This window comes from Azospira sp. I09, assembly GCF_009177135.1.
In the GTDB taxonomy this organism is placed as follows: Bacteria; Pseudomonadota; Gammaproteobacteria; order Burkholderiales; family Rhodocyclaceae; genus Azospira; species Azospira oryzae.
This window is the reverse complement of record NZ_AP021844.1, coordinates 1,093,026-1,106,666: the sequence shown is the minus strand read 5'-3', so window position 1 is coordinate 1,106,666 and position 13,641 is coordinate 1,093,026. Positions and strand designations below refer to the sequence as shown.

At 64.5% G+C, this 13,641-nt stretch carries 13 protein-coding genes; 12 read left to right on the top strand and 1 reads right to left on the bottom strand.

Features of this window, described 5'->3' with window-relative positions; translation table 11 throughout:
• Nucleotides 1-186 precede the first annotated feature (186 nt).
• The 12 genes from AZSP09_RS05090 to AZSP09_RS05035 are packed head-to-tail and all read left to right on the top strand — an operon-like array spanning nt 187 to nt 12,205.
• Nucleotides 187-2,199 carry a conjugal transfer protein TraG gene (locus AZSP09_RS05090; RefSeq protein WP_148580972.1) on the top strand — a complete coding sequence of 671 codons (2,013 nt, stop codon included), beginning with the start codon at nt 187-189 and terminating at the stop codon, nt 2,197-2,199.
• Entirely contained in the window at nt 2,196-2,660 is a 465-nt protein-coding gene (locus AZSP09_RS05085) for a ribbon-helix-helix protein, CopG family (RefSeq protein WP_148580971.1), read from the top strand. The genes AZSP09_RS05090 and AZSP09_RS05085 overlap by 4 nt, the downstream gene beginning before the upstream one ends.
• The gene (gene trbB / locus AZSP09_RS05080) at nt 2,657-3,709 is read left to right on the top strand and encodes a P-type conjugative transfer ATPase TrbB (RefSeq protein WP_148580970.1); all 1,053 of its coding nucleotides are present in this window, start codon (nt 2,657-2,659) and stop codon (nt 3,707-3,709) included. Before AZSP09_RS05085 ends, trbB begins: the two co-directional genes overlap by 4 nt.
• On the top strand, nt 3,706-4,083 hold the full coding sequence (locus AZSP09_RS05075; RefSeq protein ID WP_148580969.1) for a TrbC/VirB2 family protein: 378 nt from the start codon (nt 3,706-3,708) through the stop codon (nt 4,081-4,083). Before trbB ends, AZSP09_RS05075 begins: the two co-directional genes overlap by 4 nt.
• Nucleotides 4,080-4,349: a VirB3 family type IV secretion system protein gene (locus AZSP09_RS05070; protein ID WP_148580968.1), complete on the top strand. Its 270-nt coding sequence runs from the start codon at nt 4,080-4,082 to the stop codon at nt 4,347-4,349. The genes AZSP09_RS05075 and AZSP09_RS05070 overlap by 4 nt, the downstream gene beginning before the upstream one ends.
• A 10-nt stretch (nt 4,350-4,359) precedes the next feature.
• A complete protein-coding gene (trbE, locus tag AZSP09_RS05065; protein ID WP_152089370.1) occupies nt 4,360-6,810 on the top strand; it encodes a conjugal transfer protein TrbE in 2,451 nt (816 codons plus the stop codon).
• A complete protein-coding gene (gene trbJ, locus AZSP09_RS05060; protein WP_148580966.1) occupies nt 6,807-7,535 on the top strand; it encodes a P-type conjugative transfer protein TrbJ in 729 nt (242 codons plus the stop codon). The genes trbE and trbJ overlap by 4 nt, the downstream gene beginning before the upstream one ends.
• 11 nt (nt 7,536-7,546) lie before the next feature.
• Nucleotides 7,547-8,923, top strand: a complete 1,377-nt coding sequence (gene trbL, locus AZSP09_RS05055; protein WP_152089369.1) for a P-type conjugative transfer protein TrbL — start codon at nt 7,547-7,549, stop codon at nt 8,921-8,923.
• Between the two features lie 24 nt (nt 8,924-8,947).
• Nucleotides 8,948-9,652 (top strand): conjugal transfer protein TrbF, encoded by a 705-nt coding sequence (gene trbF, locus AZSP09_RS05050; protein WP_148580965.1) that lies wholly within the window; start codon nt 8,948-8,950, stop codon nt 9,650-9,652.
• The gene (trbG, locus tag AZSP09_RS05045; RefSeq protein ID WP_148580964.1) at nt 9,649-10,665 is read left to right on the top strand and encodes a P-type conjugative transfer protein TrbG; all 1,017 of its coding nucleotides are present in this window, start codon (nt 9,649-9,651) and stop codon (nt 10,663-10,665) included. Before trbF ends, trbG begins: the two co-directional genes overlap by 4 nt.
• 2 nt (nt 10,666-10,667) lie before the next feature.
• Complete coding sequence (locus tag AZSP09_RS05040; RefSeq protein ID WP_148580963.1) at nt 10,668-11,957, top strand: TrbI/VirB10 family protein; 1,290 nt, start codon at nt 10,668-10,670, stop codon at nt 11,955-11,957.
• The gene (locus AZSP09_RS05035) at nt 11,954-12,205 is read left to right on the top strand and encodes a DUF2274 domain-containing protein (RefSeq protein ID WP_148580962.1); all 252 of its coding nucleotides are present in this window, start codon (nt 11,954-11,956) and stop codon (nt 12,203-12,205) included. Before AZSP09_RS05040 ends, AZSP09_RS05035 begins: the two co-directional genes overlap by 4 nt.
• Nucleotides 12,206-12,843: 638 nt before the next feature.
• Here AZSP09_RS05035 and fabI read toward each other — a convergent pair.
• The gene (gene fabI, locus AZSP09_RS05025; RefSeq protein ID WP_014237260.1) at nt 12,844-13,641 is read right to left on the bottom strand and encodes an enoyl-ACP reductase FabI; all 798 of its coding nucleotides are present in this window, start codon (nt 13,639-13,641) and stop codon (nt 12,844-12,846) included.

Genomic DNA, 13,641 nt, shown 5'->3' with positions numbered 1-13,641 from the left:
CTCGACACGTCGCAACGCGCCCTGGCTTGCGGCTTTTTTACCGGACTCGCTCCTTTATGGATTGATGCTGTTTTAGGAATTTTTGTCCTGATAACAGTCTTTGACCGACCTTGATCCAGCCCCGAATCTCGCACATGCGGCATGTTTTTGTGCCACTTGTCGCGCAGGAGAAATTGGGAGGGCAGGATGCAAGGTCAGGGTGTGCTGTTCGGACAGATCGCCGTTGTTTTCGGCATTGTGATCGCCGGTGTGTGGGGTGCCACACAATGGGCAGCCGCCGCCCTGGGCTACCAGCTACGCCTCGGCTCGCCCTGGTTCGATTTTTTCGGCACACCGGTCTATCACCCTTGGCGGCTGTTCGAGTGGTGGTTCTTCTTCGATGCCTATGCGCCACATGTCTTCGACATCGGCGGCGCGATCGCGGGCGGCAGCGGCCTAGCTGCCGTACTGGTTGCCATCGGCATGTCGGTATGGCGTTCGCGGCAATCGAAGCTTGTCACGACCTATGGTTCCGCTCGTTGGGCCGATGCCGCCGACATCAGCAAAGCTGGCCTGAACCAGCCTGCTGGTGTTTTTCTCGGCCTGCATGACGGCCAATACCTGCGGCACGAAGGACCGGAACACGTCCTGACCTTCGCGCCGACTCGCTCGGGCAAGGGCGTGGGCCTGGTGGTGCCAACGCTTCTTTCCTGGCCCGCGTCCGCCGTCATCCACGACATCAAGGGTGAGAACTGGCAGATCACCGCCGGCTGGCGTTCGCGCTTCTCCCACTGTCTGCTGTTCAACCCCACCGATGCCAAATCTGCCGCCTACAACCCGCTGCTGGAGGTTCGGCGCGGTGCGCATGAAGTGCGCGACGTGCAGAACATCGCCGACATTCTGGTGGACCCGGAAGGCGCGCTGGAGCGGCGCAACCATTGGGAAAAGACCTCGCACGCCTTATTGGTCGGCGCCATCCTGCATGTGCTCTATGCCGGTGAAGACAAGACGCTGCGCGGCGTCGCCAACTTCCTGTCCGACCCGGCATGCCCGTTCGAGCTGACGCTGCATCGGATGATGACGACACGGCACCTCGGCGATGCACCGCATCCCGTCGTCGCTTCGGCTGCGCGTGAAGTGTTGAATAAGTCGGACAACGAGCGTTCTGGCGTGCTGTCCACGGCCATGTCGTTCCTCGGCTTGTACCGCGACCCCACGGTGGCCGAAGTCACCTCGCGCTGCGACTGGCGCATCGCCGACCTGATTTCGGCAGAGCATCCGGTATCGCTATACCTGGTTGTGCCGCCGTCCGACATCAGCCGCACCAAACCGCTGGTGCGCCTGATTCTCAACCAGATCGGCCGGCGCCTGACCGAATCGCTTGACGGCAGCGACGGCATCGCGCGCCGCCACAAGCTGCTATTGATGCTCGACGAGTTCCCGGCGCTGGGCCGACTCGACTTCTTTGAGACGGCGCTGGCGTTCATGGCCGGTTACGGCATTCGCAGCTTCCTGATCGCGCAGTCGCTCAACCAGATCGACAAAGCCTACGGCCAGAACCATTCCATCCTCGACAACTGCCATGTCCGGGTGACGTTCGCCACCAACGACGAACGCACTGCCAAGCGCATTTCGGAGACGCTGGGCACGGCCACCGAGCTGCGCGCGCAGCGCAACTATGCCGGTCATCGGCTTGCACCGTGGCTAGGGCACCTGATGGTGTCGCGGCAGGAAACGGCGCGGCCGCTGCTGACGCCCGGCGAAGTGATGCAGCTTCCGCCCGACGAGGCCGTGGTGATGGTGTCCAGCGTGGCACCGATCAAGGCCAAGAAACTGCGCTACTACGCCGACGTGAACTTCAAGCGGCGCGTACTACCGCCGCCCGCGCTTGCAGCCAGTCGCTACGCCGACGCGCCGCCTCGGCAGCCTGACGACTGGAGTGGTCTGGCAATCCCCACCGTACCAACCGCACACGCAGCAGCCTTGGCCGACAGCGAAGCCAGCACCGCCGATGACGGCGGGCCACGCCGTCAGCCGGAGCTGTCCGAAGTCGCCGAGTACCACCCCGAGCAGGAGCCTGCCAGCAACGACCTTGCGCTGCTCGATGACGACGACTTGCCGCTGCCTGCCTTTGCCTCATTCCCCCGCCAGCTCGACCCGGCCATGCAACGCACGGCCCGGCTGGCATCACTCGACCCTGACGACGGAATCCAGCTATGAGCCAATACCGCCTCAACCTGTTCATTCCGCCCGAGCACGCGAAGCGCCTGGACGAGCTGGCCGCCAAGAAAGGCGTGTCCAAGTCGTCCATCGTCGCGGCGGCACTGGCATCTTGGTTGTCGCCGGACGCGGGCGATCAGCGCGAGGCGGCCATTGCCAAGCGGCTTGATCGGCTGTCACGCCAGTTCGAGCGGCTGGAGCGCGACCAGAACATCGAGATCGAGACGCTGGCGCTATTCGTTCGCTACTTCCTGACCGTCAGCACGCCAGTGCCCGAAGCACACCAGGAAGCGGCCCGTGCCCAGGGCAAGGCGCGCTTCGAGCAGTTCGTCGAACAGCTTGGCCGTCACCTGTTGCGTGGGCGCAGCCTGGTACGCGACGTGATGGAAGAACTTCACCCCGACTCTGCACGGCTGGACGAAGCGGCGGCGTTGGCCGAAGCCCAGGAGCGTGCATCATGAGCGCGCAGCCCGAGTCGTTCACCGCCACGTCGCTCGACCGGCGCATTCGCATGCTGCGCACGGCCATGGGGCCGGTGATCGCCGCCGCGCTGGAAGACCCGGACGTGGTGGAAATCATGCTCAACCCCGATCGGTCACTGTGGGTCGATCGTCTGTCCTCCGGCCGCGCACCGCTGGGCGTGGAACTGTCTGAAGAAGACGGCGAACGCATCATTCGGCTGGTCGCCGCACACGTCGGCGCGGAGGTCCATCGCGGCCAGCCGCTGCTGACCGCCGAGCTACCCGAGACGGGCGAACGCTTCGAGGGCATTATGCCGCCCGCCGCGCCGGGGCCAGCCTTCGCGCTGCGCAAGCGGGCCGTGAACATCATCGGCCTGGAGCGCTACGTCGCCGACGGCATTCTGTCCGCCCCACAGGCCGAATTCCTGCGCCACGCGGTGCGCGAGCGGCAGAACATCCTGATCGCTGGCGGCACCAGCACTGGCAAGACGACGCTGGCGAACGCCTTGCTCGCCGAGATCACCGTCACCGGCGACCGCGTATTGGTGCTCGAAGACACCATCGAGCTGCAATGCGCCGCGCGCGACCACGTGCCGCTGCGTACGCGTGTGGGCGTCGTGTCGATGACCGAACTGGTGCGCGCCACGATGCGGTTGCGCCCAGACCGCGTGGTGGTCGGCGAGGTGCGCGGCGGCGAGGCCCTGGATCTCATCAAGGTATGGGGAACCGGCCATCCCGGCGGCATCGCCACCATTCATGCCGGCTCCGCACTGGGCGCGTTGCTGCGTCTGGAGCAGTTGGTTCTCGAAGTCGCCGTGAATCCGCCGCGCGCATTGATCGCCGAGGCGGTGAACGTGGTCGTGTTCATCGTCGGCCGTGGCCGCAAGCGCCGCATCGAAACCATCGCCCGTGTCGCCGGCTTCGATGGCGTGGGTTATCGCCTGACGGAAGCCTTGGAAACGCCATTTCCAGAGTTGCTGCCGCTGTCTTCCATCGTTCCTTCGTCCCTTCCTTCTCTTTCCCTCAACCACTCTGGAGAACTGCCATGACGCACGCCCATGCTTTCCGTATTTCCGTAAATCCGGCTTCGATCCTTGCACGCTTGCGCCGTCTGTCTGAGCCTGCCCATCACGGTCTATTGTTGGCCGCCGCGATGCTGCTGACGGCGGGCACCGCGAAGGCAGCCGGTTCCTCGATGCCCTGGGAAGGGCCGCTGCAATCCATCCTCGACTCGATCCAGGGGCCGGTGGCTCGGATCATCGCGGTCATCATCATCATTTCGACGGGCCTGGCGCTGGCCTTCGGCGATACGTCAGGAGGCTTTCGCAAGCTGATCCAGATCGTGTTTGGTCTGTCCATCGCCTTCGCCGCGTCCTCGTTCTTCCTGTCGTTCTTCAGCTTCTCCGGCGGGGCGGTCGTATGAGCGCGACTCACGACCTGCCGGGCTTCGAGATTCCGCTGCATCGCTCGCTGACCGAGCCGATCCTGCTGGGTGGCGCGCCGCGCACCGTGGCAATTGCCAATGGCACGCTGGCCGCCGCTGTTGGGCTGGGCCTGCAACTGTGGATTCCGGGCCTGGTGCTCTGGATCGTCGGCCACTCCCTGGCGATGTGGGGGGCACGAGTCGATCCGCAATTCATGCAGGTGTTTGCCACGCACCTGAAACACAAACCGCTGCTGGACGTGTGAGGACCATGCCATGCTGAACCTCGCCGAATACCGCCAGCGCCCGGCTTTGCTTGCCGACTGGTTGCCCTGGGCCGGTCTGGTCGCACCGGGTGTCGTGCTCAACAAGGACGGCAGTTTCCAGCGCACGGCGCGCTTTCGCGGGCCGGACCTGGACAGCGCGACGCAGGGCGAGCTGATCGCCACCACGGCGCGGCTGAACAACGCGCTGCGCCGGCTCGGCTCCGGTTGGGCGCTGTTCATCGAAGCTGAACGCCTGCCTGCAGCGGACTATCCGCACTCGGATTTTCCGGAGCCGCTGTCCTGGCTGGTGGACGAGGAACGGCGCGCGACCTTCGAAGAGTCTGGCCACCATTTCGAGAGCGGCTATCACCTCACGCTGCAATACCTGCCGCCCGAGGAGTCCCGCGCACGCGCGGCCAAGATGCTCTACGAGAACACGCCCACGCAAGGCGTGGACTGGCGCGAACGCCTGTTGGCCTTTGTCGCCGAAACCGACCGTATCTATGACCTGCTGGACGGCGTGATGCCGGAGATCGACTGGCTCGACGACAGCCAGACGCTGACTTACCTGCATGCGACCGTTTCGACGCATCGCTATCGCATCGGCGTGCCGGAAGTGCCGTTCCATCTCGATGCACTACTGGCCGATGCACCGCTGGTCGGCGGCCTCGCGCCCATGCTGGGCGACCAGCACCTGCGCGTCGTGACGATACGCGGCTTTCCGACCTCGACCTGGCCGGGGATTCTGGATGACCTCAACCGCCTGGGCTTCGCCTACCGCTGGAGCACGCGCTTCCTGTGCATGGACAAGGCCGAGGCTGAGAAGGAGTTGGGCCGCCTGCGCCGGCAGTGGTTCGCCAAGCGCAAGAACGTCCTCGCGCTACTGCGTGAGACGATCTTCCAGCAGGAGTCGCCGCTGGTCGATACCGACGCCAGCAACAAGTCTGCCGACGCGGACGCAGCTTTGCAGGAGCTGGGCAGCGATCAGGTCGCCTTCGGCTACGTCACTGCGACCGTCACCGTGCTGGATGCCGACGCCAACGCGGCCGACGAGAAGCTGCGTAGGGTGGAGCGCGTCATCCAGGGCCGTGGCTTCGTGACGATGCCGGAGACGCTGAATGCCGTGGAGGCCTGGCTGTCGTCGGTGCCGGGTAATGCTCACGCCAATGTCCGCCAGCCCATCGTCTCGACTCTGAACCTCGCGCACCTGATGCCGGTATCGGCGGTGTGGGCCGGCCCGGAGAAAAACGACCACCTCGACGGCCCGCCGCTGATCGTTACCCGCACCGAGGGCGCGACGCCGTTCCGACTGGTGACGCACATTGGCGACGTGGGGCATACGCTGGTGGCCGGCCCGACCGGCATGGGCAAGTCGGTTCTGCTCGCCATGCTGGCGATGCAGTTCCGCCGCTATCCCGGCTCACGCATCTTCGCTTTCGACATGGGGCGTTCGATGCGCGCCACCATTCTCGGCCTGGGCGGTGAGCACTACTACCTCGGCGCCGACGGCGCGATCGCATTTCAGCCGCTCGCACGCATCGACCGGGAAGGCTATCGCACCTGGGCGGCCGAATGGGTCGAAGGTCGCCTGCGGCAAGAAGGCATTACGGTTGGTCCGAACGAGAAGGCGGCCATCTGGTCGGCGCTCGTCAGTCTTGCGGGTGCGCCTGTAGAGCAGCGCACGCTCACCGGCTTGTCGGTGCTGCTGCAATCCAACGTGCTGCGGCAGGCACTCGCTCCCTACGTGCTCGGCGGCGCTCACGGCAAGCTGCTCGATGCCGACAGCGACCGGCTGGGCGTGGGCGACGTTCAGGGCTTCGAGATGGAGGAGCTGATGCACAGCAAGGCCGCGGTATTGGCCGTGCTGGGCTATCTGTTCGCGCGCTTCGATGAGCGTTTCGACGGCGCGCCGACGCTGCTGATCCTCGATGAAGCGTGGCTGTTCCTTGACGACCCGGTGTTCGCGGCGCGCATTCGCCAGTGGCTCAAGACGCTGCGCAAGAAGAACGTCAGCGTCATCTTCGCCACGCAGTCGCTAGCCGACATCAAGGATTCGACCATCGCGCCCGCGATCATCGAGAGCTGCGCGAGCCGCATCTTCCTGCCCAACCCGCAGGCCACCGAGCCGCAGATCCGCACGATCTACGAGGGCTTTGGGCTGAACAGCAGGCAAATCGAGATCGTCGCCACCGCCCAGCCCAAGCGCGACTACTACTACCAGTCGCGTCTGGGCAATCGCCTGTTCGATCTGGACCTTGGGCCGGTCACGCTCGCCTTTGCGGGCGCTTCGACGCCCCAGGACCAACGCGCTATCGACAACGTACTGCGCGATGCCGGAACACCCGGCTTCGCAGGTGCGTGGCTGCGCCATCGCGGCCTTGATTGGGCGGCCGACCTGTTGCCGTCCGCTCCCTCGGCCGCGTCCTTCCTTGCTTCCCAACCTCTGGAGGTTTCACCATGAAAAAACGTCTTCTTGCCGTCGCTGTCGCTGCCCTGATCGGCGCCGTGCCGGTCGCTCAAGCGCAATGGGTCGTCATCGACCCCACGAATCTGGCCCAGAACATCCTGACTGCCGCGCACACGCTGGAGCAGATCAACAACCAGATCAAGCAGCTTCAGAACGAAGCGCAATCCTTGATGAACGAGGCCCGCAACCTCGCAAGCCTGCCGTTCAACGTGGTCAATCGCCTGCGGAGCAACCTGGACACGACGCGGCAACTGATCGGCCAAGCGCGCGGGCTGGCCTTCGACATCCAGAACATGGACCAGCAGGTCGGGCAACTGTACCCGGAGCAGTACGCCGCCACCGTGAGCGGCAATCGGATGTTCCAGGACGCACACCAGCGCTGGCAAAACACGCTCCAGGGCTTGCGCACCGCCATGCGCATGCAAGCGCAGGTGTCGCAGAACCTGAACCAGGATGAGGGCGTGTTGGCCGATCTAGTTGACCAGAGCCAGTCGGCCACTGGCGCCTTGCAGGCCATGCAGGCCACTAATCAGCTCCTGGCCCTGCAAGCCAAGCAGTCCATCCAGACCCAGCAGCTCCAGCTCACGCAGGGGCGTGCAGCTTCGCTGGAACTGGCGCGTCAAGCCGCTGCCGTCGAGCGTGGACGCGAGGTGACGCGCCGCTTCCTCGGTAGCGGCACGGCGTACACGCCGCAGTCCGTGAACTTCTACGGCAACTGACGGATGCGGCCATGAACGACGTCTCCGTCATCGACCGTTTCCTCAATGTCTTCTCCACGTACATCGATTCGGGGTTCGGCCTGCTGCACGGTGAAGTCGCGTTCTTGACCGCGACGCTGGTGGCGATCGACATGACCCTGGCCGGCCTCTATTGGGCGCTGGGCCATGCCACCGGCCAGGGCGAGGACGTGATGGCCAAGCTCCTGCGCAAGGTGCTCTACGTCGGTGCCTTCGCCTACATCATCGGCAATTTCAACTGGCTGGCGAGCATCGTGTTCCGGTCCTTCGCGGGTCTCGGCCTGACGGCTTCCGGTTCGACCATGACCATGGCGACCTTCCTGCAGCCGGGGCGCCTCGCCAAAACCGGCATCGACGCGGCTGCGCCCATCCTGCAACAGATCAGTGAGATGGCCGGCTTCCCAGAGGTGTTCATCAACATCGCGCCGATCGTGGTGATGTTCCTCGCCTGGCTGATCGTCATCATCAGCTTCTTCGTGCTGGCTGTGCAGCTCTTCGTCACGCTGATCGAATTCAAGCTGACCACGCTCGCCGGCTTCGTGCTGGTACCGTTCGCGCTCTGGAACAAGACCGCGTTCCTTGCCGAAAAGGTGCTCGGCAACGTGGTGTCCTCGGGCATCAAGGTGCTGGTGCTGGCCGTGATCGTGGGCATTGGTACGGGGCTGTTCGCCGAGTTCCAGGTCACGCCCAGTGAGCCATCCATTGATCATGCACTGGTGGTGATGCTGGCCTCGCTCGCCATGCTCGCACTCGGCATCTTCGGCCCAGGCATCGCCACCGGCCTGGTGTCCGGCGCGCCGCAGCTTGGCGCGGGTGCGATGGCCGGTGCAGCGATGGGCGCAGCCGGTACGGCCGTCGCTGTCGGTGCTGCCGCGACCGGCGTGGGCAGCGCGGTGGCGGCCGGCGCGCGCATGGCACCCGCCGCAGCAAAGATGGCCGCCAGCGGCGGGCGTGCTGCGGCCTCGACCGCAGGCAGTGCCCGGTCGGCCTATCAAGCGGGTTCCGCAGCAGCCGGTGGTGGTTTCAAGGGGGCCGCTGCCGGTGTGGGCAACGTCGCCAAGACCGGTGCGCAGGCTGTCGGTCAAAAGGCCGCCGCCGGGATGCGCTCGCTCAAGGAGCGTGCGGCATCTGCTTTCCGTTCCGACGAAGCGGCATCTGCATCCGGTGGCGCTTCCGCAACCAGCCAATCCACCGCCAACGAAGCCAATTCCGGCACGGCCGACCAGCAACAGGCGCAGCCTGCCTGGGCCAAGCGCCTGCATCGCCGCCAGCAGATCGGCCATGCCGCCACGACCGCTGCCCACACGCTGCGCGGGGGCGACGGCGGCGGTTCGAGCAGCGGCCCGAGTTTGCACAGTTCCGACGATTGAAGCGATTCATAAGGAGAACAAACCATGCGATTCAAACGACCGCAGGTGCGCTATGCCGATACGCCGCAGCCTGCCACGCCCTACCAATCCGCCGCTCAGGTGTGGGACGAGCGCATCGGCTCGGCCCGCGTGCAGGCAAAGAACTGGCGGCTGATGGCTTTCGGCTGCCTGGTGCTTGCGCTGTTGATGGCCGGCGGCCTGGTCTGGCGCTCGGCGCAGTCCATCGTTACGCCCTACGTGGTGGAGGTGGATCAGGCTGGCCAGGTTCGGGCCATCGGCGAGGCCGCCACGCCGTACCGGCCGAACGATGCTCAGATCGCCTATCACCTCGCGCACTTCGTCGTGCTGGTTCGTTCATTGTCCATCGATCCCATCGTCGTGCGGCAGAACTGGCTCGATGCCTACGACTACACCACCGATCGCGGCGCGGGCGTGCTCAACGAGTATGCGCGCACCCATGACCCGTTCGCCCGCGTCGGCAAGGAGTCGGTCACGGTGCAGATCACCAGCGTCGTGCGCGCCAGCGATGCGTCTTTCAACGTGCGTTGGACCGAGCAGCGCTTCGTCAATGGTGCGCCGGCTGGCACCGAGCGCTGGAACGCCGTGATTTCCACCATCCTGCAAACCCCGCGCACCGAGCAGCGGCTGCGCAAAAACCCATTGGGCATCTACGTCAACGGACTGTCGTGGAGCCGCGAACTCGATGCCGCCGAAGGAGCCAAGCCATGAACCCGTCTTTCCGCTTTTACGCATTTGTGTTGACGCTTGCAGCGTCAGTGCTGTCGCTGCAGGGCTGCGCCACGAGAGGCACGCCGCCGCCAATCATCTCGCTCGATGAGCCAGTGCAGACCCAGCCGCTACCCGAACTGCCCAAGCCGGTGGAAGTGGTCGAGATGCCGAAGGTGCTGCCGATGCCGGCGCAGATGAAACCTCTGCCCGAGAGCATCGAGACCAAGACGGCACCTGAACCCGCTGATGAAAAGCTGCGGGTCTCGCGTGCCAACGCCGAGGCGCGCATTGCGCCCACGCGCGAGGGCTACGTCAACGCCATTCAGGTCTGGCCCTTCACCGATGGCGCGCTGTACCAGGTCTATGCGGCACCGGGACGGGTGACGGTGATCTCTCTCCAACCCGGCGAGGAGCTGGTCACGGTTGCCGCCGGCGACACGGTGCGCTGGATCGTTGGCGACACCTCCAGCGGCGCCGGTGATGCGCTGCACGTCAGCGTGCTGGTCAAGCCGATCCGCTCGGGTCTCAAGACCAATCTGGTCGTCACCACCAGTCGGCGCACCTACCTGATAGAGCTGACCTCGACCGAACGCGCCTGGATGGCATCGGTGTCGTGGGAATACCCGAGGGATCGGATGCTGGCCCTGCAACGCCAGGCACAGGCCGCGCAGGCGACCGCCCCAGTTGATACCGGCCTGTCGTTGGAGAAGATTCGCTTCCGCTATGCCATCAGCGGCAGCACGCCGCCGTGGAAACCGCTACGCGCCTTCGATGACGGTGAGAAGGTGTATATCCAGTTCCCACCGGGCATCGCCCAAGGCGAGCTGCCGCCGCTGTTCGTGATCGGCGCGCAGGGCGACGGGCAACTGGTGAACTACCGTTTCCGCACACCGTACTACATCGTTGATCGGCTGTTCGGCGCGGCCGAGCTGCGCCTGGGCGGTGGAAAGGGAAGCGAGGGGGGCGAAGTGGTGCGCATCGAGCGCACGGATGGCGTGGCGCGGGGGAACTGAACATGAGCCAGGACGACACTCCCGACCTTGCCACGCCACAGGCGGGCAAGGTAGCCCCTGAGGCGGTGGCGCTACGCGCCCAGCCGCGCCCGGTGACGCGCTTGAATAGGCGCACGTTGGCGGTCTTGGCCGGCGGCCTCGCCGTCGCGGTGTTGGGCGCAACCATGTGGTCGCTGCAACCGCGCAAGCGCAGTGCAAGCGAACAGGCTGAGCTTTACAACGTGGATCGCGTGTCGCGCTCGGAAGGTCTGGACCAGCTTCCGACCGATTACTCCAAGCTGCCGCGGGTCTTGCCTCCCCAAGTACCCGCGCTGGGGCCGCCGTTGCCGGGCGACTTGGGGCCAGCCATCGTGAAGTCGCAGCAGCCTGTAGCACCCACCTACACGCCGCCCGGCCACGTTCCAGCAAATGCCGAGCACGACGCACAGCGCAAGGAAGCGGAGGCCGCAGCGGGCGCATCGGTGTTCTTCCGTTCGAGCAACCAGCGCGCCGCTGCCGCGCCGACGCAGGTGGCCACAGCCAGTCCGGCGCCCGGCCTTGCGGGCTTCGATCCCATGGCTGTCGGGCCAACTTCAACAGCAGCGCAGCCGGCCGATCCGACCGCCGTGCAGAACCGGCAGGACCAGAAAGAGGCGTTCCTGAAAGCCGGTTCCACGGAAACCCGTAATTCCGGGAATCTGAAAATGCCAGCTTCGCCGTACCAGGTCATGGCCGGCACGGTAATCGCGGGCGCGCTGGTTACGGGCATCAAATCCGATCTGCCCGGCGACGTGATCGCCACCGTGACAGAGCCGGTCTATGACACGGCCACCGGCAAGTTTGTACTGATTCCGCAGGGTTCGCGCATCCTCGGCCGCTACAACAGCCAGGTGAGCTATGGGCAGAGCCGGGTACAGGTGGTATGGAACCGGATCATCCTGCCCGACACGTCTTCGCTGATGCTGGACAACCTGGCGGGTGCCGACCCGGCTGGCAACTCTGGTCTGGAGGATGGTGTCGATTGGCATTGGGATCGCATCTTCGCGGGTGCTGCGCTGACGACGCTGCTTGGTGTCGGTGCAGAGCTGGCTGCACCGGAGAACCGCCAGAACGGCGACCGCGTCATCAATGCCGGGCGCAACAGCTTGCAAGACAGCGTGAACCAGGTCGGCCAAGAGATGACCCGACGCAACCTCAACATCCAGCCCACATTGACGGAGCGGCCTGGCCTGCCGGTCCGCATCATCGTCAATCGGGATCTGGTGCTTCGGCCCTATCAGCCGCTGTTTTTCAACCGGGGGACTTCACGATGAGCACTACGCGCAAGCTGCGGCTGGGGCCGCTGCCCAAGACCGAGAGCATCAAGCTGACCTTCACGTGCCCGACCAGCCTCAAGGCAGACCTTGACCGCTACGCCGCGTTGCATGCGCAGGCCTACGGGGAAGCTGTTGATCCGATGGCACTAATCCCGTACATGCTGGATGCCTTCATGGCAGGGGATCGGGGCTTCAGGAAAGGGGGGCGTGCAAGTAGTCAAGCAACTGGTGCAGCCTCACGGTAAACTGTGCATACCAGTCACAAAGAGGAAGCATTGGAGCGAGAAGACCGATAGTTCAATCAGCCTGACGTATCAACAGATTCAGAAGACAGAGCGAACCGTCCGATTGCTGGGTGAGATTCCCACTAACAACAAGCACCGTACCCTAACCAACGCACAACAAACCAAGGAGGTAACTATGAAGAAAACAACCTTCAAACTTAATTTCGTGGCAAGTTGGGCTGTGGCACTGTCGGTCTTCGTTGGCGCTGGAGGTGCACAGTACATCTGTGCTCGATCCAATGCTTCTTCGAGTTGATGCCAAGGGGCCAAGGCCGCGTACAAGGCATTTCGCCCGGCCAAGAACGCGCAGCCCACGAGCTGCACGTTCTTGTTTGGGGTGGGAACTTTGCATAGATGGTGATCGGCGAGCGAAGTCTTGCCGTGCACAATCTATTCGCTGTGGCGCTCCTGGGTTTGCTACCGCGATGCTCCTATGTGGCTCCCAGCCCGCAAATCAGTAGTGGGCCGAAGTCACCGGAAAATCCCCTAAACTGTTGCTGTATACAGACTTTTAACACTATGTCCGCCATCAAGAAATGCTTGACAGCGGACATTTTTTATTGCGGCGGCTGACGGACCGCCGGAGAAGGATTTTCTCGTCAGGCGCCCATCGGTTCGGCGTTGCCCAGGGCGGTGGTGTTGAAACCGCCGTCCACGTACAGCACTTCGCCGGTGATGCCGCTGGCCAGGTCGGACAGCAGGAAAGCGGCGGCGTTACCCACTTCCTCGATGGTCACGTTGCGGCGCAGGGGGGCGTGGTGGGAGTTGTAGGAGAGCAGCTTGCCGAAGCTGCCGATGCCGGAGGCGGCCAGGGTCTTGATCGGGCCGGCAGAGATGATGTTGGCGCGCATGCCTTCGGGGCCCAGGCTGGTGGCCATGTAGCGCACGGCCGCTTCCAGGCTGGCCTTGGCCAGGCCCATCACGTTGTAGTTGGGCATGGTGCGTTCGGCGCCCAGGTAGGAGAGGGCCAGCACGGAGCCGTTGGCCTTCTTCAGCATGGGGCGGGCGGCCTTGGTCAGGGCCGGGAAGCTGTAGGAGGAAATGTCATGGGCGATGCGGAAGGCATCGCGGGAAATGGCATCGAGAAAGTCGCCTTCCAGGGATTCGGACGGCGCGTAGGCAACGGAGTGGACCAGGCCGTCGAGGCTGTCCCAGTGCTTGCCAAGTTCGACGAACAGGTTGGTGATTTCCTCGTCGCTGGCGACGTCGCAGGGCAGCACCAGGGTGCTGTCGAACTCGGCGGCAAATTTGGCGACCCGCTCCTGGAAGCGTTCGTTCTGGTAGGTGAAAGCCAGCTGGGCGCCTTCACGATGGCAAGCCTTGGCGATGCCATAGGCGATGGAATGCTTGGAGAGCAGCCCGGTGATCAGGATGCGTTTTTCGGCAAGAAAGCCCAT